This is a genomic window from Streptomyces sp. NPDC059355, from assembly GCF_042752335.1.
In the GTDB taxonomy this organism is placed as follows: Bacteria; Actinomycetota; Actinomycetes; order Streptomycetales; family Streptomycetaceae; genus Streptomyces.
On the sequence record NZ_JBHYXN010000008.1, the window covers coordinates 84,847 to 104,867 of the forward strand.

Sequence of the window (20,021 nt, forward strand, 5' to 3'; positions counted from 1 at the left end):
CGGACCCGCCCCGGCCGAAACCCGCACAGGCGTCCGACGGACTAAGCCCCGCGGCCGGCCGCGCGGTGGGCTTCGAGGGCTCGCCGCCCCTCCTCCTCGATGAGGTCGGTGTTGATCGCCACGGCCGCACGCACCCCGGCCGCGGCGGCGCCGGCCAGCTTCTCCATGGGGTCGGCCACGTTCCCGGCGGCCCAGACGCCGCGCAGGGCGGTGGCCCCGCTCGCCGGATCCGCCTCCAGACAGGTGCCGATCGCCGCTCCGGCCCGCTCCACGGTGGCGACGGGCAGCCCGAGGCTCGCCGCCACCCCGGCGCGGGCGGTGAACCGCGGGGCCACCACCAAGGCCGTGCACGCGACGGCCGCCCCGTCGGCCAGGGTCACCCCGGCCAGCCGGTCGCCGTCGGCGTCGAGGCCGGTCACCTCGCCCTCCACCACCGGGATTCCGAGCGCGGACAGCAGCTCCCGGTCCTCGCCGGTGAGCCGCCAGGTGTGGGTCAGCAGGGTCACGCGGTCGGTCCAGTTCCGCCACATCTGCGCCTGGTGCACGGCGAGCGGCCCGGTGGCCAGCACGGCGACCGGCTCGTCGCGGACCTCCCAGCCGTGGCAGTACGGGCAGTGCAGCACGTCCCGCCCCCAGTGCTCCCGGAGCCCGGGCAGCTCCGGCAGCTCGTCGACCAGCCCGGTGGCGACGAGCAGCCGGCCGGCCCGTACGGCGGACCCGTCGGCGCACCGGACGGCGAAGCCGCCGCCCGGCAGCCGGTCGGCGGCGAGTGCGGTGCCGGCGGCGCCCGCCCGGATCTCGCCCCCGTACCCGGTGACCTCGGCCCGCCCCACGGCCAGCAGCTCCGCCGGGCTCGCCCCGTCCCGGCCCAGGTAGCCGTGCAGGTGGGCGGCGGGGGCGTTGCGGGGGCTGCCGGAGTCGAGCACCAGCACCGTACGGCGGGCCCGGGCCAGGGTCAGCGCCCCGGCGAGTCCGGCGGTCCCGCCCCCCACGACCACCACGTCGAAAGAGCCGGTCAGCGTGTTGTCCCTCGTGTCGTCCATACCTCCGAGGGTGTGGCCGCCCCGCCCGGCTGGCAAACTCTGTTGCCGAACCGGCAAACCGAGCAGCAGAGCGGCAGAGCGGCAGAGCGGCAGAGCGGACCAGAACGATGACCACACCGAACGACCGGCACGAACGACCGGCACGGGCCGTCCCCCGGCCCAACGCCGTCGTCGGCGTCGGCCTCGTCGTCACCGACGCGGACGGGCGGGTACTGCTCGGCCAGGCGCACGACGGCCGCTGGGAGCTGCCCGGCGGGAAGGTCGACCCCGGCGAGAGCTTCGAGCAGGCGGCCGCCCGCGAACTGGCCGAGGAGACGGATCTGCGGGTGGCCCCCGGGGACATCCGGATCCTGACCGTCCAGCTCTCCCCGGAGGCCGGGACGACCCGCCTGACGGCGGGGGCCGTCACCGGCTCCGCCGAGGGCACCGCGAAGGTCACCGAGCCGCACAAGATCCTGCGCTGGCAGTGGTTCGCCCCGGACGGGCTCCCGGAGGCCCTCTACGCGCCCTCGGTGGCGGTCCTGCGCGCCTGGCGCCCCGAGCTCGGACCGACCCTGCCGCCCGTCCCCTCGTACGACTACCCGACGCCGTAGGTCGCGTCGGGGCCTCTGCCCCACCGCCGACCTGCTGTGACATCTCCCACCCCCTCTTGCCAGCAGAAGGAAGGCATACCTAAGTTCTGAAGTATGGCCCCACACCACCCCACACCCCCCAGCGACCCCGGCGCCCCCGGGCTGGTCGACTTCAGCGTCGACCTCACCGCCCAGGAGGTCCTCCGGCGGGCCCAGGTCATGGCCGCACTCGGCCCCGACTGGGACCCGATCGAGGTACTGCGCGGTGAGGAAGCGGCGTACGACCTGCTGTACTCCGGCCTCGACGCCGAGCAGCAGCGCATCTACGACGGCCTGGTCGAGGCCGGTGTGCTCGCCCCGCGCGGGGACGGCCATGCTGCCGCTTGACCCGCAGGCGGACCCCGGGCGACGCGCCTGGGTGGCCTGCCCGAGCTGCGACGACGCCCGCGGCTGCGCGCCCTGCGAGGAGCGGCGCACCTGCTCCTCGCACTGGCGCTACCTGCTCACCAACACGGGCAGCCTGCTGCACCTGCAGTGCCCTTCCTGCACCCACGTCTGGGTGCACGAGAGCGGCTTCGGCGCCACGCGTTCCCTGTGGAACCGCATCACCGGCGGCCGGTCCGCCGGAATCTGACGACCTCGTCCACCGGAGTCCGAATCCGGTCACGGCCACGGCCACGACCACGCCGACGCCCAGGCCGACGGCCACGGCCATGACCACGGCCCCGGATCAGACCCCGACCGGGGTCTTCTGCGCGAAGTAGCCCTCACTCAGGTCCTCCGCCAGCAGCCGCTTCGCGATCGCATCGGCCGCCGCCCGGAGTTCCTCGCTCCGCGGTCGGCCGCGGTCCTTCTCCAGCTGGTCGCCGAGCCAGTCCCCCCACGCCTTCGAGAGGGTCGCCGCCTCACGCCGCCCGGCCTGCGTGAGCGTGAAGAAGGTGCCCTCGCGGGTCAGGAACCCCTCCTGCTCCATCCGGTCGAAGACCGGGACCAGGACCTCCGGCGGCAGGGCGCGGCGCGATGCGATGAGCCCGAGGCTCGCGTGGCCGACCGTACGGGTCATGATCTCCACCTGCATCACCGCCCACGCGCCCGCGATGTCCAGCCGCGTGTCCGAGGCGTCGACGATCGCCCGCGCCGTCTCCGGCCCCATGTTCCGTACGAGTTTGCCGACCGCCAGCTCCAGCAGTTTGGCCGAATCCCCGGAGGCGGTGACCGGTGAGGCGAAGCCGTCGCCCATGTCCGTCGACGCCGCGCGGGCAGAGTCCCGCAGGTGTACCTGCTTGAGGAAGAGCGCGACGACGAAGCCGACCCCGGCCACCGGCACGGTCCACAGGAACACCGTGTGCAGGGCCTGCGTGTATGCCTCGACGATGGGGCCGGCCGCCGCGGCGTCGAGCCCGTGCACCCCCTGCGGACTCTGGGCCGTCTTCGCCAGCTGCACCGGGTCGGCCCCGGTGGCCCGGGCGGCCTCCGCGACGGCCTTCTCCAGTTCGGGGCCCAGGGTGTTGGCGTAGATGGTCCCGAACACGGCGGTGCCGAACGAGCTGCCGAGCGTACGGAAGAACGTGACACCTGATGTGGCGGTGCCGAGGTCGGCGTAGTCCACGGTGTTCTGCACGGCGATCGTCAGCACCTGCATGCACAGACCGATCCCCACACCGAGCACGAACATGTACACCGATTCCAGCCAGACGCCCGTCTGCGGACCCATCCGCGACAGCAGGTACAGTCCGACGCCCATCACGAGGCAGCCGACGATGGGGAAGATCCGGTACCGGCCGGTCTTGCTCGTGACGTTCCCGCTGAAGACGGACGCGATCAGCAGGCCGATCACCAGGGGCAGCGTGCGTACGCCCGAGACCGTGGCCGAATCCCCGTCCACGAACTGCAGGTACGTCGGCAGGAAGGTCATCGCGCCGAGCATCGCGAAGCCGACCACGAAGCTGAGCACCGAGCAGACCGTGAAGACCTGGTTCCGGAACAGCCGCATCGGCAGCATCGGTTCCGCCGCCCGCGTCTCGACCAGGCAGAACAGGGCCAGCGCCAGCACGCCGAGCACGAAGAGCCCGATGATCGTCGCGGAACCCCAGGCGTACTCGTTGCCGCCCCAGCTGGTGGCCAGGATCAGGGCGCTGGAGCCCACGGCCACCAGCGCGATGCCGAGGTAGTCGATGCGGGTCCCCCCGGCGGCGCGGACCGAGGGGATCGTCCGGGCCGCCGCGATCACGACGAGGATCGCGATCGGGACGTTCACGTAGAACGCCCACCGCCAGGTCAGGTGGTCGGTGAACAGGCCGCCGAGCAGCGGCCCGATGACGGTCGCGACGCCGAAGACGGCGCCGATCGCGCCTTGGTACTTGCCGCGTTCGCGCAAGGGGACCACGTCGGCGATCAGGGCCATGGAGGTGACCATCAGGCCCCCGGCGCCGACGCCCTGGACCCCCCGCCACAGGATGAGCAGGGACATGTTGCTCGCCAGGCCGCACAGGAACGAGCCGGTGATGAACACGATCGCCGAGACCTGGAAGATCAGTTTCCGGCCGAAGAGGTCACCGAACTTGCCCACCAGCACCGTCGCGACGGTCTCCGCGAGCAGGTACGAGGTCGCCACCCACGACATGTGCTCCCCGCCGCCCAGATCCGCCACGATCGTGGGCAGCGCGGTGCCGACGATCGTCTGGTCCAGCGCCGCGAGCAGCACCCCCAGCATGATCGTGCCGAAGACGACGTTGCGCCGCTGCCGGTCGAGCACGGGGGGTACCGAGGCTTCGGCTGCGGCTTCGGCGGGGGCGGTGGTCACATCTCGCACTCTCACAGCGCCCCCGCCGCGCCGCATGCGCACTGGGCCGTACGGGGGACCCGCGGCGGGCCCACCGGCGCGGGATCAGCGCAGGTAGGCCAGGCCGGGATGCTCGGCCGCGTACCGGTCCAGCAGCCGCCGGGCCACGGCGACCGAGTCCACCAGCGGGTGCAGCGCGAAGGCCTTGACCGCGTCCGCACGGGAGCCGCTCGCGGCGGCGGCGAGGACCTCCCGCTCGACCGCCTTGACGGAGGTCACCAGGCCCACCGCGTGCAGCGGGAGCGGGTCCACGGCCACCGGGTGCGCGCCGTTCGCGTCGACCAGGCAGGGCACCTCGATGACCGCCTGCGCGTCGAGCACGGACAGCACGCCGCGGCCCCGGACGTTGAGGATCAGCGTGGCCCGCTCGTCCCGGGCGATGGCCCGCATCAGCGCGAGCGCCACTTTCTCGTACCCGCCGGACTCCAGATCGCTCTCGTCGCGCTCGCCCAGACCCGCCGCCTCGCGGTTCTCGGCCATGTACGTGGCCTCCCGCTCGGCCCGGGTCCGGTCCCACGCGGCCAGCGCCGCCCCGGCGGCCTGGTCCGCCCGGCCCGCCTCGGCGTAGAACCCGCGCTGCTGGTCGCGCAGGAAGGCCCCGCGGGTCTGCTTGGCCTCCGTGTACGCCCGTACGGTGTCACGGTTGAAGTAGTAGTAATGCAGGTACTCGTTCGGGATCGCTCCGAGCGAGCGCAGCCACTGCGCCCCGAACAGCCGGCCCTCCTCGAACGACTCCAGCGCCTCGGTGTCGGCCAGCAGCCGCGGCAGTTCGTCCCGGCCGGCGATGCGCAGACCGCGGACCCAGCCCAGGTGGTTGAGGCCGACGTAGTCGATCCAGGCCTCCTCGGGGCGGGCGCCGAGCAGCCGGGCGAGGCGCCGGCCGAGCCCCACCGGGGAGTCGCAGATCCCGATCACCCGGTCGCCGAGCGCCTCGGCCATGGCCTCGGTGACCAGTCCGGCCGGGTTGGTGAAGTTGATGACCCAGGCCTCGGGGGCGATACGGGCCACCCTGCGGGCGATCTCCCGGGCTACCGGCACCGTCCGCAGGCCGTACGCGATCCCGCCCGCGCCGACCGTCTCCTGGCCCAGCACTCCCTCGGCCAGCGCGACCCGCTCGTCGGCGGCGCGCCCTTCGAGGCCGCCGACGCGGATGGCGGAGAAGACGAAGTCGGCCCCGCGCAGGGCCTCGTCGAGGTCGCCGGTGGCGGTGACGGCCGGGGCGTCGGGCACTGCGGAGGCGGCCGCCTGGTCGGCGAGCACCCGGGCCATGGCGCCGAGCCGGGCGGGGTCCTCGTCGTACAGGGTCACATGGGACACCCGGCCCTCGGCATGGTCGCCGAGGAGTGCACCGTAGACCAGCGGTACCCGGAACCCGCCCCCGCCCAGGATGGTCAGCCGCACGCCCTACCGCCCTTCGCCCGCGCCACGATCGGTGCCACGATCCGTGACACCCGCTCCGCGACACGCGATCGACCCGTGATTGGAAGCTCCAGTGTCCCCCGGCGGACGGCCTTGCGGGGGCTCATCCATCCGCCGGACAGGCCCTAGTCCTCCAGCGACGGCACGGCGCGCAGCCGGGGGCCCTGGTGGAGCGGGGCGGTCGAGCCGCCGCCGGCCGGGCCCGTCGCCGCGCCCTGCGGGGTCGACAGGACCATGGTGATCCGGGTGAGGCCCATCCCGTCGAGCATCCGGCTGGATTCGGCCACCAGCCGGCAGCGCACGTGCCCCCAGCGCGGGTCCCAGTGGCGGACGGTCCGCACGGCCCCGTCCAGCTCGGCGGCGTCCGTCCCGTGGGTGCTCAGCCAGTGCGGCACCCCGTAGCGGTAGGCCGCCTCCATGAACGGATCGCGGGCCACCTCCCGGCGAATGCTGTTGAGCCCCTCGTCCTCCGGGGCGGCGGCGAGCGCGCCGGCGAACTGGGCCAGCAGCGGTACGCACCAGGCCGGTTCGTGGTCCTCCAGCACGGCCGCGGCGTCCGGGTGGAACAGCACGAAGCGCAGGAAGTTGTCGTCCGGCAGGGCGGTCGGGTGCGGGCGCACCGACTGGAAGAGCTTGTCGAACGCCGAGTTGGTCAGCGCCACGTCCCAGCGGTGGTCCACCAGGAAGCTCGGGTAGGGCACCGCTTCCATGAGCGCCGCGTAGTCGCACAGGTAGTCCCGCTGGGCGGGGTCCTGGGGCAGCCGGCTCTCCTCGGCCGCCCGCCAGGTCGGCGGCGGGTCCCGGTCGACCATGACGCGGAAGAGCCAGAAGCACTGCCGCTCGCTCATCTCCAAGGCCTCGGCCAGGGCGAGCAGTTTGCGGTCGGTCCATTCCTTGACCAGGCCGCGTTCCCAGTTGCCGTAGGCGCGGACGCTGATGCGCAGCCGGGCGGCGAGGTCCTCCTGGCTCAGGCCCAGTTCCTCGCGCCGCTGGCGCAAAATCTCCTTGCGTCGCTCCGACCGCACTGCGCCGCGTGCGGACTCTTCGCCTGCAAGGCGTTCCTCACCGGCTCGGGCAAGCCCATCGGACGGGCGCACCGCTGCGAGATGTGGCACCGAGAGCTCCCCCTCTTCACGGTCTGGATCTTCAATTTCCTCTGGCGATCCTGCTACCGACTTCATTCGAGTGTCAACTATCGTGGCAATTCCAGCCTCTTGACAGCTCATTCCCGCCACAGCTGTGGCAAGTTCTGGCCCTGCGGCGGCTCCTCGGCTAGATTCCAAAAGCCGACCATGTGCCCGTACCGACCCGCCGCGATCTAGGAGAACCACTGGTGACAGACGGCTTCCCGGCTCCCGTCGCGGTGGCCAACGCGCCCCTGGCAGCCACCGTCACGCGCGTCGCCGAACTCGCGGGCAAGATGGGCCACGACCTGAACAGGGTCTTCGACCTGCGCCGCCTCTCCGAGGCCTCCGGCGTTCCCGCCGACGTTGTCAGGTCCCTGCTCGACGGCCGGCCCGTCGTCGAGCCCTGCCTGCAGACACGCTTCCTCCAGCGCCTCGACCTCCTCCGGCGCACCCGGCTGAAACCGAACGGACGCCGCTACACGCAGCAGGAGATCGCGGACGGCGCCGGCATGTCGCGCCAGCAGGCGGGCGCCCTGATCAACGGCGACCGCAGGCCCACCATGGAGCACTGCGACGCCATCCAGCGCTTCTTCGGCGTCCACGCCGGCTTCCTCACCGCCCACGACGCCGAAGCGCTCACCGACGCCCTCCAGCGGACCGAGCAGCAGCTGCTCCAGGACTTCGCGGGCCGCACGCGCGAAACCGCACCCGCTCCGGCCGCTTCGACCGGCGATCCGCTGGCAAGACTCCTGCAGAACCACGGTGTCCGCGGCATCGCCTGGCGCGCGGCCCAACTGCCCAGCGACAAACACCGGGACAAGGTGACCGAGTGGCTGGACATGCTTCTCGAAAGCGTCAAACCGAATGAATGATGACCCGGTCGAGAGTCTGGGTCTGATCCTTGAGTCCTGATCCGGATCCGCGCCGACGGGGAGAACGGTGAGCATAGGCAGAGAGCAGCGCCGGTTGTGCGGCGAACTGGTGGCCGGGCTCCGGCTGACCGCGCCCGTGGAACCCGTGGACCTCTACGCCGCCCTCTGCGAGGGCATGAGCAAACACCGCGGCCGCCGGGTGGACTTCCGGATGGCCTCGTTCCCGCCGGGGACGGCCAGCGGCCTGTGGCTCGACATGGCGGACCGCGATCTGGTGGTCATCGAGGAACGCACCGCACCCGACCACCAGCTGGTCATCCTGGGCCACGAGCTGTGGCACATGAAGGCCGGCCACTGCAGCCACCACGTCGACGGAGCCGCCGTCGCCGCCCGGCTGCTGTCGGACGAGGCCGACATCGCCGAGACCGTCCGGAGCGTCGCCGCGCGCACGCGCGCCGACGTCTCGGAGGAGACCGAGGCGGAGACGTTCGGCTTACTGCTGGGCAGCCGGTGCCGGACCTGGCTCGCCGGGTCCGCGAGCCATCGGGCGCCCGCGCAGCGTGATCAGTTGGCGGGCCGCATCGAGGCCTCGCTCGGATACCGGGGGCACAGGAACGACCGTTGAACGGCCAGGATTACTACATACCGGCAGCCGCCCTGGCGGTCTCGCTCGCCTTCAAGCTGCCGGCGCTGAGGCACAACTGGCGCGATCCGCTCCTGCGGTCGGTCTGCGCCCTGCTGATCCTGGCCGGATCGGTTTTCACCTTCGCCGCCCCGCCCACCATCGGGGCGGTCAACAAGTGGACCGGCATCACCAACGTCTCCGCCCCCCTCGTCTACTGCCTGATCACCCTGTTCAGCGCCGCCTGCCTGGTGCTGATCGTGAACTGGCGCGGCGGCCCGCCCGAGGTGACCCGGCGCATCTCGCGCCGCTGGATGATCGGTTACGGCGGCGTCGTCGTGGTGCTGGTGGTGCTCTTCGCGCTCGGCCACACACCGGTCGAGCGGCTGCGCGACTTCGACACGTACTACGCCAACACCCCCTACATCCAGCAGATGATCGCCCTCTACCTGACGGCGCACCTGGTGGCGGCCGTCGTGATGGTCGCGATGTGCTGGCGCTGGTCCCTGCAGGTGCACGGCTGGCTGCGGATCGGCCTGATGATCATCGTCTCGGGCTACGTCTTCAACCTCAGCTACGACGCCACCAAGATCTCCGCGGTCGTCGCCCGCTGGGCCGGCCACGACCTCGACGACCTGAGCACCTACATCGCCCCGCCGCTCGCCTCCGTCGGCGCGCTGATCAGCGCGATCGGCTTCGTCCTGCCCCTGCTGTGCCAGCGGCTGTCCGACAGCTGGCAGACCTGGACGACGTACCGGCGCCTCGGCGCGCTCTGGCACGAGGTACAGATCGGCGCCCCGAGCGGCACGCCCTGCGTGCAGATGTCCTGGTGGGCCCCGGCGGAACTGCGGGTGATCCAGCGCGAGTCGGACATCCACGACGGATTCCTGCACCTCGGCCCGTACTTCGACCCCGGCCACCGCGAGGACGCGTACGCGCGGGCCCTCGCGGCGGGGGCGGAGGAGCAGGCGGCGCGGGCGGTCGCCGACGCGGCGATGGTCGCGGCCGCCGTACAGGCCCGCTCGGCGGACCCGGAGGGCGCGGTCATCGGGGCGAGCGAGGAGAGCGTCCTCGACACCCTCGGGGGGCCGCGCGACCTCGTACGGATCTCGCACGCGCTGCGGCATTCGCCGGTGGTGGCGGCCGTACGGCGGCAGGTGGCCCTGTCCGGCAGCGGACCGGCCTGAGCCGGCCCGCCCGCGCCGTAGCGGGGCCCTCGGGGGGTCAGCGCTCGGCCGCGGCCAACGCCACCTTCGGGAACAGGTCCTGGAACGGACCCGCGGAATCGATTCCGTCCCGGCCGTAGGGTGCGTCGAAGCTCCACACCATGAACAGCAGGAACACGATCAGCGCGCTGAACAGCCCCGCCAGCAGCAGCTCGCGCCCGGACCGCCGGATCTGCAGGGTGAAGATCAGCCCCACCGTGACCAATCCGCCGACCAGCAAACCGAACCACACCACGCTCGGCAGGGTGGACTCGTCGGCCTGCATGCGCGAGTGCCGGGCGTCGTCGGCGGCCGCGATGTGGTCGAGCAGCGGCTGGTAGGCCTGTGCCTGGAGCTCGTTCGCCGGGCTCTGGTGGGTGAGGTCGGTGCGCAGCTTGCCGAGCAGGTCGGCGCCCTGGGACGAGGCGCCCTGGCCCGAGGTGAGCAGCGGCCAGTCCACCGCGACGGTGTGGGAGACGTACGCGTCGACCTCGCCGCGGATCCGGTCGCGGATCGGGGTCGGGTAGACGTCGGCGCGCTGGGTGACCTCGTACAGCGACTGGGCCTCGCGGCGCACGCTGTCCTCGGCGGCGCCCCGCGCCTCCCAGACGCCGGCGATGGCCAGGCCCAGCACGATGGCGTAGACCACGCCCACCATCATCGTCATGTACTCGATGACGTCGGGGGTTTCGCTGGTGTCCTCGTCCTCCGCGACCCGGCGGTGCCGGAGCGCGGTGCAGGCGAGGACGAGGGCGCAGACGAGCGCCATGGCGACGGCCAGGACCAGCCATTCGGACACGAGGGTTCTCCCGTTGGTGGATCGGGTGGGGCGGTGGGGCTCAGCGACGGCTCTTGGAACGCGGCCGCAGCGCGGCGGCGGCGAGGACGGCCGGGGTGGTGACGACGACCATGAGCATCACGGTGGACATGCCGCCCGGGCCGCGCCGCTCCAGGGCGATCGAGTGGTACGGACGCACGTGGAAGGCCCCGGCGGGCGCGGCCACGGCTGCGGCCCGGGGCGGGGCGGGCGCTGCGGCCGGCGCCGGCCCGGCAACGACCCGGGGCTCCGGCGCGGGCGGCGCGGGCTCCGCCTCCCCGGCCCGGGCCTTCGCCGCCGGCGAGGGCGCCGCCTCCGGGGCCGCGACGGCCGGTGCGGGCCCCCGCCCCGGGTGGTGCACGGTCGGCCGCTCGGCGCCGGGCACGAGGACCCGTACCGGAGGCCGCACCGCGGGCGCCACGACGGCCGGGGGCACGGCGGCCGGGGGCACGGCGGCGGGCGGGCGCGGCTTCCCGCCCGGAACACAGACGTCGAGCCGGGCCCCGTGGCCGCGTACGGGCTCGGGGCCCGTGCCGTCGTCCGCGACCGCCACATGGCCGTACAGCGGGCAGAGTGCCGCCACCATGCCCGCTCCGGCGAGGTACTGCCAAGCCGTCACCGCGCGTCCTCCCGTTGTGAGGGTTTCGGCTGAAGAAACGATCACAACGGCGGTTCGATACGCCGCAGACGCGTCAAGATCTTCGACGGACTGACTACTTCAAGCCATCGACGTCGAGATCCGCACCGGCTTTGCGGCCACCCCTGACGGAGAGCGCGGGGAACGGCACCCCACGCGATGCCGTGCATCCGGCCATCGCCTTCGTGTTCGTCAGGTGGTTCACCGCGGAAGAGGCGAAGAGGCCGACGGACGATCTGACGCCCCGGGCCGGGTACGGCGAAGGGGCGCGACCCCGGGAGGTCGCGCCCCTTCGCCCGGGCAGGGAGGGTCAGGCGGTCTCGGTGCCGCCGAAGCGCTCGCGGTAGGACGCCAGGTCTTCCTCGGCGATCCGCGCGAAGAGCACCGGCGGCACGGTGAACGGCGTACCCGCCGGGACCGCGTCCAAGGACTTGGCCTGCTCCGGGCTGATCCACGCCGTCGTGTCGTCGGCCAGCGCGAAGGAGGAGCGCATGGTGCGCGCCGAGGCCGGGATGAACGGCTCGGAGACCACCGAGTAGAGGTGGATCAGGTTCATCGCGGTGCGCAGGGTGAGCGCCGCGCCGTCCAGATCGGTCTTGACCTCCAGCCAGGGGGCCTTCTCGTCGAGGTACGCGTTGCCGGCGGACCACAGGGCGCGCAGCGCAGCCGCGGCCTTGCGGTACTGGAGGGAGTCCATGTGGCCCTCGTACTCGGCCAGCAGCTCGGCGATCTGCTCGCCCAGCCTGGTCTCGGCCTCGCCGGCCGGGCTGCCCGCCGGGACCTCGTCGCCGAACTTCTTGCGGGAGAAGGTCAGGACGCGGTTGACGAAGTTGCCGAGGGTGCCGCCGAGGTCCTTGTTGACCGTGGTGGTGAAGTGCTCCCACGTGAAGGACGAGTCGTCGGACTCGGGCGCGTTGGCGATGAGGAAGTAGCGCCAGAAGTCGGCCGGGAGGATCTCCAGCGCCTGGTCGGTGAAGACGCCGCGCTTCTGCGAGGTGGAGAACTTGCCGCCGTAGTACGTCAGCCAGTTGAAGGCCTTGACGTAGTCGACCTTCTTCCACGGCTCGCGGGTGCCGATCTCCGTGGCCGGGAACATCACCGTGTGGAACGGGACGTTGTCCTTGGCCATGAACTGCGTGTAGCGCACGTCCTCGGCCTCGTACCACCACGCCTTGTAGTCGCGGTTCGCCGGGTCGGCGTCCGCCCACTCCTTGGTGGAGGCGATGTACTCGATCGGCGCGTCGAACCAGACGTAGAAGACCTTGCCGTCGGCGGCCAGTTCGGGCCAGGTGTCGGCCGGGACCGGCACGCCCCAGTCCAGGTCGCGGGTGATGGCGCGGTCGTGCAGGCCCTCGGTCAGCCACTTGCGGGCGATGGAGGACGCCAGCTGCGGCCACTCCTCCTCGTGCTCCGCGACCCAGGCCTCGACCTCGACCTGCAGCTTGGACTGGAGGAGGAAGAGGTGCGTGGTCTCGCGGACCTCCAGCTCGGTGGAGCCGGAGATCGCCGAGCGGGGCTCGATCAGGTCCGTGGGGTCCAGCACGCGGGTGCAGTTCTCGCACTGGTCGCCGCGGGCCTTGTCGTAACCGCAGTGCGGGCAGGTGCCCTCGACGTAGCGGTCTGGCAGGAACCGTCCGTCGACCGGCGAGTAGACCTGCCGGATCGCGCGCTCCTCGATGAACCCGTTCTCCTGCAGCTGCCGCGCGAAGTGCTGGGTGATCTCGGCGTTCTGCTGCGAGGAGCTGCGGCCGAAGTAGTCGAAGGACAGCTCGAAGCCGTCGTAGATCGCCTTCTGGGCGTCGTGCGCCTGCGCGCAGAAGGCGGCGACCGAGAGGCCGGCCTCCTTCGCGGCGAGTTCGGCGGGGGTGCCGTGCTCGTCGGTGGCGCAGATGTAGAGGACGTCGTGGCCGCGCTGGCGGAGGTACCGGGAGTACACATCCGCCGGAAGCATCGACCCGACCATGTTGCCCAGGTGCTTGATCCCGTTGATGTAGGGAAGCGCGCTGGTGATCAGGTGTCGAGCCATCCTCGGATGCTCCATTTCATCTATGCGGTGACAACGTGACGTGACGGATTGTGATGCGGTTCATCGTATCGAACCGCGGAAAGGCCACGTGCCGCATTTTCGTGGGGTGGACGCCAGCGGGTGTAACGCAAAAGCGAGGGTGGTGACCTCTGCGTCACGGCCCTCGCAATGGGCCCATGCTACAGCCGGTCCGGATCATCGCGGACACCGGTCTTCGGGGCGTACGCCGGTGCACGGCGGCCCGGCTTGGCCCCGGCATATGCGTACGCACGGACTGGGCGGGCGCGTGGTCGAAATCGGTCATCGGCCGGTCATGATCGAACGTAATCCCTCGCTCTCTCTCTTCTGCGCTCCCCCGGTGCGCCCGCACTGCCAGGCTGTCCGCGCACAGGGGACGAGGCGAGGTGGACCGGTGAGCGATGGCGGACCAGAGGAGTCCGGTGGGGCGGTGGGACTGCCACTGCCCAGCCGGCGGCGGCAGCCGACGCCCATGAGCCAGTGGGACCCCACGGCACGCCTGTCGTACTGGGCCTTCCACGCCGACCGGCGGCCCTCGTACATGCGCTTCGCGTACCTGCAGCTGGGCTCCGACGCGGCGGCCGAGGACGCGGTGGACGCCACCTTCGACTCGATCATGAACGAGTGGTTACGCATGCTCCACATGGACCGGCTCGACGCCTACGCCTGGACCATCCTCAAGCAGCGCCTGGTCGATCGGCAGGAGCGGCGCGGCGGCGGGCGCGGCGGCCGGCCGACCGCACCCGCCGCGCCCGAACCGATGGACATCAGCGCGTTCGAGGCCGCCCTCAAGGAGGCCCGCGCCGATCAGCAGTGCGAGGTGCTGACCGACACCATCCGCTTCTACTCCGCCGTGTCCCGGCTCGCCGAGCGCCAGCGCGACACCGTGCTCCTGCGCTACGGGCTCCAGTGCACCCCCGGGGAAGCCGCGTCCGTGATGGGCGTGGACGAGGCCACGGTCCGCTCGCAGCTCGGCCAGGCCCACCGGCGGCTCGCGCGCATGCTCGACGCCTCCGCCGGGCCGGCCGGCCCGGCGGAGTACGCCGACTCGGCAGAGTCACCCGACTCGGCCGAATCACCCGAGTCATGAGGCGCCGCGAGGGCACGGAGGAGCGCGGCGGCGAGACCGGCCGCCGCTCCCTGGCCGAGTTCCTGAGCCGGGCCGGCGTCCGCGACCGGTACCCGCACTACGACCTGGGCGCGGCCGAGGCCCGGCTGCTGCGCGCCTCCCGGGGGCGGGCCACCGCGGAGCCCCCGCGCCGCCGGGCCCCGTACGGGTGGAGCGATCCCGCGCGGGACTGCCCGCTCGACTCCGAACGGGCCCGGCGCGACCTCAAGGCCGTCTGCCTGGTCACCGTGTGCGGTGCCAAGGCGGAGGCGCAGCTCGCGGCCTTCGTCGCGAGCGGGCACACCGATCTGGCCGGGGCCGTGGTCTTCGGCTGCCTGCTGCACCTGGCCGGACTGCGCGAGGGCGCCCGCTTCTGGTGGCAGTTCGCCGCCGGTTCCGGCCGGGCGCGGACCGCCTCGGCCGCGTACTGCCTCTTCCTCGACCACTCCCGGCGCGGGGAGCACCACGACGCCCGGTTCTGGGCGCGCGAGCTGGACCGGCGCGGCTACCGGCCGAACGGCCGGCGGGATCTGCGCGAGGTGCGGCTGTGCGCACAGGCGACCGTGCTGCGCTACGTCGACCAGCTCGACGATCCCGATCTGGGCCCGGTGCCGCTGCCCAGGCGCGGACTGCCCTCGGCGCTGGCCGCGTTCCGGCCGGCGCCCCCGGTGGCGGCGGAGCCGGAGCGGTCCGTGCCGCGGCAGCGCGTGGCTCCGGCGCCCGGGCAGCCGGCCCGTTCCGCAGGGACGAGCGAGGCCATGGCGCAGGCTCGGCGCGCGCTGGCCGTCGTACGGGTTCTCGAAAGGCATCCGCTGGGGGTACGGGCCACCCAGCTGCGGCGGGAGTCCGGCCTGGCCGAGGCGGAGCTGCGGCCGCTGCTGGCGATGCTCTGCGAGGAGGAGTACGCGTACCGGCCGGGCGCGGGGGTCTTCGCGCGCGGGCCCGCCCTCGACCGGCTCGCCGCACCCGGCGCCGGAGGGCTCCCGGGCCAGCTCCAGCGCACGCTTGCCCTGGCCCGGGACAGCGCGGGCGCCGCGGTGTACCTGAGCCGGTATGCCGAGGGGGAGGTCCGGATCACGCAGATGGCGGACGGGCCGGGGGCGCCGCCGGTGCGGGAGTGGGTGGACTTCAAGGCCGCCGCGCACGCCAGCGCCGTGGGCAAGTGCCTGCTGACCCAGCTCGATGCCGACCGGCGCCGCGACCACGTCGCCCGGTACCGGCCGGCCCGGCTGACCCCGCAGACGATCACCGACAGCCGGGTCCTGTTCAGCGCCCTCGACGCGGTGGCTCCGGGGGCGCCGGTCTTCGACCTGCGCGAGTACTCCCCCGGCGTGGTCTGCTCGGCGGTCCCGATCGCGGCCGGCGACGCCGCCGGGAGCCTGGCGCTGGCGCTGCCCTCGACGCATGCCCACCGGCTGCACGAGGCGACGCAGGCCCTGCGGCGCAAGGCCGTCCCGGTGCTCTTGGCGCTGCTGCTGTCGGGGGCGATCCCGCCGGACGCGCAGGACGTCCAGGGCGTCCCGGACGTCCCGGACGTCCCGGCCTCCGCGGACTCCGCGCCCGCGGCGCGTCCGGTCCCCGGGGTCACCCCGGAGACCCTGCGCCACCTGCGCATGCTGTTCCGTACCCCGCTGACCCGCTCGACGGCTTCGCCGACCGACCCCCACCTGGTCAGCGACACGGCATCGGAGGCGGCGTACTTCTTCGACCCCCTGCCTGATTCCGACCAGCCTCGCCTGTCCCTCCCCGTCACCTTCGCCCCGCTCACCCCGGGCGCCCTGCCCACGGCGGAAGGCCTGGTGGTCCTGAGCACCTGACCGCCCGAGCACCTGACCGCCCGAGCGGCTGAGCACCCGAGCGGCTCGCCTGACCGCCGACCGCCGGGCGGCGGTCAGGCGGGACGGGTGAGGCGGTCCGCGCCGGAGAGGATCGCGGAGGCCAGCGCCTCCGCCTCCGGCGAGCTCCGCCCGCCCCGCAGCAGCGCGAACTCCACCGACCCGAGGTCGGGCAGCCCAGCCACCCGCACCAGCCCCGGCGGGATCAGGCCCCGGGTGTGGGCCATCACCCCCAGCCCGGCCCGGGCCGCCGCGACCAGCCCGCTCAGGCTGCCGCTCGTACAGGCGATGCGCCAGCCCCGCCCGTCCCGCTCCAGCACCTCCAGAGCCCGGGCCCGGGTGATCCCGGGCGGCGGGAAGACGATCAGCGGAACCGGTCGGTCCGGGTCCACCCGCAGCCCCTCCGCCCCGATCCACACCATCCGGTCCCGCCACACCAGCCGGCCCCGCTCGTCCCCCGGCCCGCGCCGCTTCGCCAGGACGAGGTCGAGCCGCCCCGCGTCGAGCCGTTCGTGCAGCGTCCCGGACAGCTCGACCGACAGTTCCAGGTCCACCTCGGGGTGCTCGTGCCGGAAGCCCTCCAGGATCTCCGGCAGCCGGGTCAGCACGAAGTCCTCCGAGGCCCCGAACCGCAGCCGGCCCCGCAGCCGCGTCCCGGTGAAATGGGCCGCCGCCCGCTCGTGCGCCTCCAGGATGGTCCGGGCGAAGCCGAGCAGCGCCTCGCCTGCCTCCGTCAGCTCCACGCTGTGCGTGTCCCGCAGGAACAGCGGGCGGCCCGTCGCCTCCTCCAGCCGCCGTACGTGCTGGCTGACCGTGGACTGCCGCACGCCCAGCCGGCCCGCGGCCTGCGTGAAGCTGAGCGTCTGCGCCACCGTGAGGAAGGTGCGCAGCTGGACCGGGTCGTACATGGCTCCCATGGATCCCATGCTGCCACCGTCATCACGAAGTGAGATGACAGTCAGTGCGGTGTACGGGTTTCCCGATCACCGGGCCACCCTCGACGATGAAGGGGTCCCGCCGAGCCACCGACCGGAGAGTCCCCGTACATGCGCCGCCGCCCGCACCCGCCCGCTTGGCTGCCCCTGGACCCGTGGATCCCGACCCTCCTCGGCACCGTAGGCCTCGCGGCCCTGCTGCCGGCCCGCGGCTCCGCCGCCACTGTCGCCGACGGCGTCGCCACCGGGGCCGTGGCTCTGCTCTTCTTCCTGTACGGCGCCCGGCTCTCCACCCGCGAGGCCCTCGACGGCCTGCGCCATTGGCGGCTCCACCTCACCGTGCTGGCCTGCACGTTCGTCCTCTTCCCGGTGCTCGGCATGGCTGCCCGGGGCCTGGTCCCCACCGTGCTCACGCCCCAGCTCTACAGCGGCCTGCTCTTCCTGTGCCTGGTCCCCTCGACGATCCAGTCCTCGATCGCCTTCACCTCGATCGCCCGCGGCAACGTCCCCGCCGCGATCTGCGCGGGCTCCTTCTCCAGCCTTGCCGGCATCGTCCTCACGCCGCTCCTCGCCGCCGGCCTGCTCGGCGGGAACGGGGGCGGGTTCTCCCTCGATTCCCTCCTCAAGATCGTCCTCCAGCTCCTGCTGCCCTTCCTGCTCGGCCAGGCCCTGCGCCGCTGGGTCGGCGGTTTCCTGGTCCGGCGCAAGAAGGTCCTCGGATACGTCGACCGCGGCTCGATCCTGCTCGTCGTGTACGCCGCCTTCAGCGCGGGCATGGCTGCCGGGGTCTGGCACCAGGTCAGCGCCGCCCGCCTGGGCGCGCTGATGGCGGTGGAGGGCGTACTGCTCGCCGTCATGCTGCTGGTGAGCTGGTACGGGGCGAAGCGGCTCGGGTTCGGCCGGGCGGACCGGATCGCGATCCAGTTCGCGGGGTCGAAGAAGAGCCTCGCGGCCGGACTGCCCATGGCCAGCGTGCTGTTCGGGGCCCAGGCGAGCCTCGCGGTGCTGCCGCTGATGCTGTTCCACCAGATGCAGCTGATGGTGTGCGCGGTACTGGCGCGCCGCCGCGCCCGGGACCCGGAGCCCGCGGCGGGCCCCGAACTGCCCGCCGGACGTGTGGTGGAGGTCTCCTCGGAGCTCCAACCCCCCGCGACGCGGGCCCGGTAACGTGCGGCGGTGACCTGGATACGCCCGCTCGCCGCCCACGCCGAACGCCCCTGCACCCTGGTGGTCTGCCGCGGCTGCTGCTGCGGGGACCCCCGCAAGAACCCCGGCTCGGACCACGTCGGCCAGCTGGCCCGGCTGCGCGAGGCCGCAGCGGCGTCGGAGGGCCGGCTGGCCGTCCGTACGAGCGACTGCCTCGGGCCGTGCGCGCAGGCCAACGTGATCGTGGTGCAGCCGACCACCGAGGCGCGCCGCCGGGGCGCCCGCGCGGCCTGGTTCGGCTGGGCGCTGGACGACACCGCCACGGACGAGGTCATCGCCTGGGCGCAAGCCGGCGGCCCGGGTGTCACCCCGATCCCGGCGACCCTGGACCTCCACCGGATCGACCCGCCGAAGCCGGAGCCGAAGCCGGCGGCCAAGGCGGGACGACGCACCCGCCGGGGGCGCTGAGGTGACCCGAGTGGAACGCCTCACGCCGCCGGCGGGCGTGATCCTGTTCGCCCTCGCCGCCGGCGTGATCGGCTGGATCCGCTGGGCGCCGAGCCCGTTCGGCCTGGAACCCGGTGACCTCACCGGAACCTGGCGGGCCGACGACGGCTCGGCCCTGGAGCTCCGCGGCGGCCGGAGCCCGACCGTGCGCTCACCGAGGACCACACCGGCCGGCGCACCGGCCGCTTCGTGATCGACGACGCGCACGGCGAGCTGACGGGACGCTTCACCGCCCCGGCGGCCGAGCACCGCTCGTCCGCCCGCTACCGCCTGGACGGACGAGCGGGCTCGTGACGGAGCCCGGCACTCACCAGGTGATCCGCTCCTCGCCCGCGTAGATGTTCATGTTCGGCCCGCGCAGGAAGCCGACCAGCGTCAGGCCCGACTCCAGGGCCAGGTCCACGGCCAGCGAGGACGGGGCCGAGACGGCGGCCAGGACCGATATGCCCGCCATCACCGCCTTCTGCGCGAGCTCGAACGAGGCCCGGCCCGACACCACCAGGACCGCGTCCGCCAGCGGGAGCCGGCCGGCCTGGAACGCCCTGCCGACGATCTTGTCGACGGCGTTGTGCCGGCCGACGTCCTCCCGTACGTCCAGCAGCTGGCCCTCCGGCGAGAACAGCCCGGCCGCGTGCAGCCCGCCGGTGCGGTCGAACACCTTCTGGGCCTCGCGGAGCCGGTCCGGCAGCTCGCCGAGGAGCCGGGCGGGGATCCGTACCCCGTCGGCGGCCCCGCTCTGCCGGATCGGGAAGCGGGTCGCCGTGCGCACCGCGTCCAGGCTGGCCTTTCCGCACAGGCCGCAGGAGGAGGTGGTGTAGACGTTGCGTTCGAGTGTGATGTCCGGCACCGCGACCCCGGGTGCGAGCTGCACGTTGACCACGTTGTAGGTGTTCGAGCCGTCCTCCGCGGCCCCCTCGCAGTAGGTCACGGCCCGCACGTCCGACGCGGAGCCCAGTACGCCCTCGCTCACCAGGAAGCCCACGGCCAGCCCGAAATCGTCGCCGGGGGTGCGCATCGTGATGGCCAGGGGCTTGCCGTTGAGCCGTATCTCCAGCGGCTCCTCGGCGACCAGCGTGTCCGGGCGTACCCCGGCCACCCCGTTCCGCACCCGGATGACACGACGGCGCTCGGTGACCCGTCCCATGGTGATCAGCCCGCCCGTTCTGTCCGTCCTCGTCGCGCACTCCGTCGTGCAGCTGACGAGCCCATTCTCGCGGATCGCCGTCGCACGGCGCTCCCGGCAGGAAGATCCTCCGGAATCTCCAAATTAAGGGGCGGTAATCCTGTTGG

Annotated in this window: 19 protein-coding genes and 1 pseudogene; 11 read left to right on the plus strand and 9 right to left on the minus strand. The window is 73.0% G+C overall.

Annotated elements, in window-relative coordinates; all coding sequences use genetic code 11:
• Nucleotides 1-41: 41 nt before the first annotated feature.
• Nucleotides 42-1,043, minus strand: coding sequence for an NAD(P)/FAD-dependent oxidoreductase (locus ACFXGI_RS10410; protein ID WP_384705009.1), 1,002 nt, complete (start codon nucleotides 1,041-1,043; stop codon nucleotides 42-44).
• 107 nt (nucleotides 1,044-1,150) lie between these two features.
• Between ACFXGI_RS10410 and ACFXGI_RS10415 the strand changes: the two genes are divergently transcribed.
• The 3 genes from ACFXGI_RS10415 to ACFXGI_RS10425 all read left to right on the plus strand — a co-directional run bounded on the left by ACFXGI_RS10415 (nucleotide 1,151) and on the right by ACFXGI_RS10425 (nucleotide 2,249).
• Nucleotides 1,151-1,636 carry an NUDIX hydrolase gene (locus ACFXGI_RS10415; protein WP_384705010.1) on the plus strand — a complete coding sequence of 162 codons (486 nt, stop codon included), beginning with the start codon at nucleotides 1,151-1,153 and terminating at the stop codon, nucleotides 1,634-1,636.
• A 93-nt stretch (nucleotides 1,637-1,729) separates the two neighbouring features.
• On the plus strand, nucleotides 1,730-2,002 hold the full coding sequence (locus ACFXGI_RS10420) for a DUF6400 family protein (RefSeq protein ID WP_384705011.1): 273 nt from the start codon (nucleotides 1,730-1,732) through the stop codon (nucleotides 2,000-2,002).
• Nucleotides 1,989-2,249, plus strand: a complete 261-nt coding sequence (locus tag ACFXGI_RS10425; protein WP_384705012.1) for a hypothetical protein — start codon at nucleotides 1,989-1,991, stop codon at nucleotides 2,247-2,249. Before ACFXGI_RS10420 ends, ACFXGI_RS10425 begins: the two co-directional genes overlap by 14 nt.
• Before the next feature lie 96 nt (nucleotides 2,250-2,345).
• On the opposite strand, the gene ACFXGI_RS10430 is transcribed toward ACFXGI_RS10425, so the two are convergent.
• From ACFXGI_RS10430 to ACFXGI_RS10440, 3 genes are all read right to left on the minus strand, one after another.
• The gene (locus tag ACFXGI_RS10430) at nucleotides 2,346-4,454 is read right to left on the minus strand and encodes an MDR family MFS transporter (RefSeq protein ID WP_384705013.1); all 2,109 of its coding nucleotides are present in this window, start codon (nucleotides 4,452-4,454) and stop codon (nucleotides 2,346-2,348) included.
• Between the two features lie 48 nt (nucleotides 4,455-4,502).
• Nucleotides 4,503-5,858 carry a 6-phospho-beta-glucosidase gene (locus ACFXGI_RS10435; protein WP_384705014.1) on the minus strand — a complete coding sequence of 452 codons (1,356 nt, stop codon included), beginning with the start codon at nucleotides 5,856-5,858 and terminating at the stop codon, nucleotides 4,503-4,505.
• 143 nt (nucleotides 5,859-6,001) lie between these two features.
• Nucleotides 6,002-6,874, minus strand: a complete 873-nt coding sequence (locus ACFXGI_RS10440; protein WP_384705015.1) for a helix-turn-helix domain-containing protein — start codon at nucleotides 6,872-6,874, stop codon at nucleotides 6,002-6,004.
• Between the two features lie 335 nt (nucleotides 6,875-7,209).
• Between ACFXGI_RS10440 and ACFXGI_RS10445 the strand changes: the two genes are divergently transcribed.
• The 3 genes from ACFXGI_RS10445 to ACFXGI_RS10455 all read left to right on the plus strand — a co-directional run bounded on the left by ACFXGI_RS10445 (nucleotide 7,210) and on the right by ACFXGI_RS10455 (nucleotide 9,684).
• Entirely contained in the window at nucleotides 7,210-7,875 is a 666-nt protein-coding gene (locus ACFXGI_RS10445; RefSeq protein WP_384705016.1) for a helix-turn-helix domain-containing protein, read from the plus strand.
• A gap of 67 nt (nucleotides 7,876-7,942) precedes the next feature.
• Nucleotides 7,943-8,500, plus strand: coding sequence for a toxin-antitoxin system, toxin component (locus ACFXGI_RS10450; RefSeq protein WP_384705017.1), 558 nt, complete (start codon nucleotides 7,943-7,945; stop codon nucleotides 8,498-8,500).
• Nucleotides 8,497-9,684 carry an MAB_1171c family putative transporter gene (locus tag ACFXGI_RS10455; RefSeq protein WP_384705018.1) on the plus strand — a complete coding sequence of 396 codons (1,188 nt, stop codon included), beginning with the start codon at nucleotides 8,497-8,499 and terminating at the stop codon, nucleotides 9,682-9,684. The genes ACFXGI_RS10450 and ACFXGI_RS10455 overlap by 4 nt, the downstream gene beginning before the upstream one ends.
• Before the next feature lie 37 nt (nucleotides 9,685-9,721).
• Here the strand turns inward: ACFXGI_RS10455 and ACFXGI_RS10460 are convergent, their stop codons facing one another.
• From ACFXGI_RS10460 to metG, 3 genes are all read right to left on the minus strand, one after another.
• A complete protein-coding gene (locus ACFXGI_RS10460) occupies nucleotides 9,722-10,501 on the minus strand; it encodes a hypothetical protein (RefSeq protein ID WP_384705019.1) in 780 nt (259 codons plus the stop codon).
• 40 nt (nucleotides 10,502-10,541) lie between these two features.
• Nucleotides 10,542-11,138 (minus strand): hypothetical protein, encoded by a 597-nt coding sequence (locus tag ACFXGI_RS10465; RefSeq protein ID WP_384705020.1) that lies wholly within the window; start codon nucleotides 11,136-11,138, stop codon nucleotides 10,542-10,544.
• A gap of 328 nt (nucleotides 11,139-11,466) precedes the next feature.
• Nucleotides 11,467-13,182: a methionine--tRNA ligase gene (gene metG / locus ACFXGI_RS10470; protein ID WP_384705021.1), complete on the minus strand. Its 1,716-nt coding sequence runs from the start codon at nucleotides 13,180-13,182 to the stop codon at nucleotides 11,467-11,469.
• A gap of 490 nt (nucleotides 13,183-13,672) precedes the next feature.
• Between metG and ACFXGI_RS10475 the strand changes: the two genes are divergently transcribed.
• The gene (locus tag ACFXGI_RS10475; RefSeq protein WP_384705022.1) at nucleotides 13,673-14,290 is read left to right on the plus strand and encodes an RNA polymerase sigma factor; all 618 of its coding nucleotides are present in this window, start codon (nucleotides 13,673-13,675) and stop codon (nucleotides 14,288-14,290) included.
• A gap of 776 nt (nucleotides 14,291-15,066) precedes the next feature.
• Nucleotides 15,067-15,786: pseudogene (locus tag ACFXGI_RS10480) on the plus strand (IclR family transcriptional regulator C-terminal domain-containing protein); the annotation flags it as partial.
• 413 nt (nucleotides 15,787-16,199) lie between these two features.
• On the opposite strand, the gene ACFXGI_RS10485 reads toward ACFXGI_RS10480, so the two are convergent.
• Complete coding sequence (locus ACFXGI_RS10485; protein ID WP_384705124.1) at nucleotides 16,200-17,051, minus strand: LysR substrate-binding domain-containing protein; 852 nt, start codon at nucleotides 17,049-17,051, stop codon at nucleotides 16,200-16,202.
• 138 nt (nucleotides 17,052-17,189) lie between these two features.
• Between ACFXGI_RS10485 and ACFXGI_RS10490 the strand changes: the two genes are divergently transcribed.
• Genes ACFXGI_RS10490 through ACFXGI_RS10500 form a run of 3 tightly spaced genes read left to right on the plus strand, consistent with a single transcriptional unit; the run spans nucleotide 17,190 to nucleotide 18,924 of the window.
• Nucleotides 17,190-18,245 carry a bile acid:sodium symporter family protein gene (locus tag ACFXGI_RS10490; RefSeq protein ID WP_384705023.1) on the plus strand — a complete coding sequence of 352 codons (1,056 nt, stop codon included), beginning with the start codon at nucleotides 17,190-17,192 and terminating at the stop codon, nucleotides 18,243-18,245.
• Between the two features lie 9 nt (nucleotides 18,246-18,254).
• Complete coding sequence (locus ACFXGI_RS10495) at nucleotides 18,255-18,692, plus strand: (2Fe-2S) ferredoxin domain-containing protein (protein WP_384705024.1); 438 nt, start codon at nucleotides 18,255-18,257, stop codon at nucleotides 18,690-18,692.
• A gap of 10 nt (nucleotides 18,693-18,702) precedes the next feature.
• Nucleotides 18,703-18,924: a hypothetical protein gene (locus tag ACFXGI_RS10500; RefSeq protein WP_384705025.1), complete on the plus strand. Its 222-nt coding sequence runs from the start codon at nucleotides 18,703-18,705 to the stop codon at nucleotides 18,922-18,924.
• 114 nt (nucleotides 18,925-19,038) lie between these two features.
• Here the strand turns inward: ACFXGI_RS10500 and fdhD are convergent, their stop codons facing one another.
• On the minus strand, nucleotides 19,039-19,875 hold the full coding sequence (gene fdhD, locus ACFXGI_RS10505) for a formate dehydrogenase accessory sulfurtransferase FdhD (RefSeq protein ID WP_384705026.1): 837 nt from the start codon (nucleotides 19,873-19,875) through the stop codon (nucleotides 19,039-19,041).
• Between the last annotated feature and the right edge of the window lie 146 nt (nucleotides 19,876-20,021).

Excerpts from the sequence above, each read along its gene's own strand:
- ACFXGI_RS10425 (WP_384705012.1), top strand. The coding sequence starts at position 1,989 with ATGCTGCCGCTTGACCCGCAGGCGGACCCCGGGCGACGCGCCTGGGTG.
- fdhD (WP_384705026.1), bottom strand. The coding sequence starts at position 19,875 with ATGGGACGGGTCACCGAGCGCCGTCGTGTCATCCGGGTGCGGAACGGG.
- ACFXGI_RS10485 (WP_384705124.1), bottom strand. The coding sequence starts at position 17,051 with ATGTACGACCCGGTCCAGCTGCGCACCTTCCTCACGGTGGCGCAGACG.
- ACFXGI_RS10415 (WP_384705010.1), top strand. The coding sequence starts at position 1,151 with ATGACCACACCGAACGACCGGCACGAACGACCGGCACGGGCCGTCCCC.
- ACFXGI_RS10475 (WP_384705022.1), top strand. The coding sequence starts at position 13,673 with ATGAGCCAGTGGGACCCCACGGCACGCCTGTCGTACTGGGCCTTCCAC.
- ACFXGI_RS10490 (WP_384705023.1), top strand. The coding sequence starts at position 17,190 with ATGCGCCGCCGCCCGCACCCGCCCGCTTGGCTGCCCCTGGACCCGTGG.
- metG (WP_384705021.1), bottom strand. The coding sequence starts at position 13,182 with ATGGCTCGACACCTGATCACCAGCGCGCTTCCCTACATCAACGGGATC.
- ACFXGI_RS10410 (WP_384705009.1), bottom strand. The coding sequence starts at position 1,043 with ATGGACGACACGAGGGACAACACGCTGACCGGCTCTTTCGACGTGGTG.
- ACFXGI_RS10430 (WP_384705013.1), bottom strand. The coding sequence starts at position 4,454 with ATGCGGCGCGGCGGGGGCGCTGTGAGAGTGCGAGATGTGACCACCGCC.
- ACFXGI_RS10420 (WP_384705011.1), top strand. The coding sequence starts at position 1,730 with ATGGCCCCACACCACCCCACACCCCCCAGCGACCCCGGCGCCCCCGGG.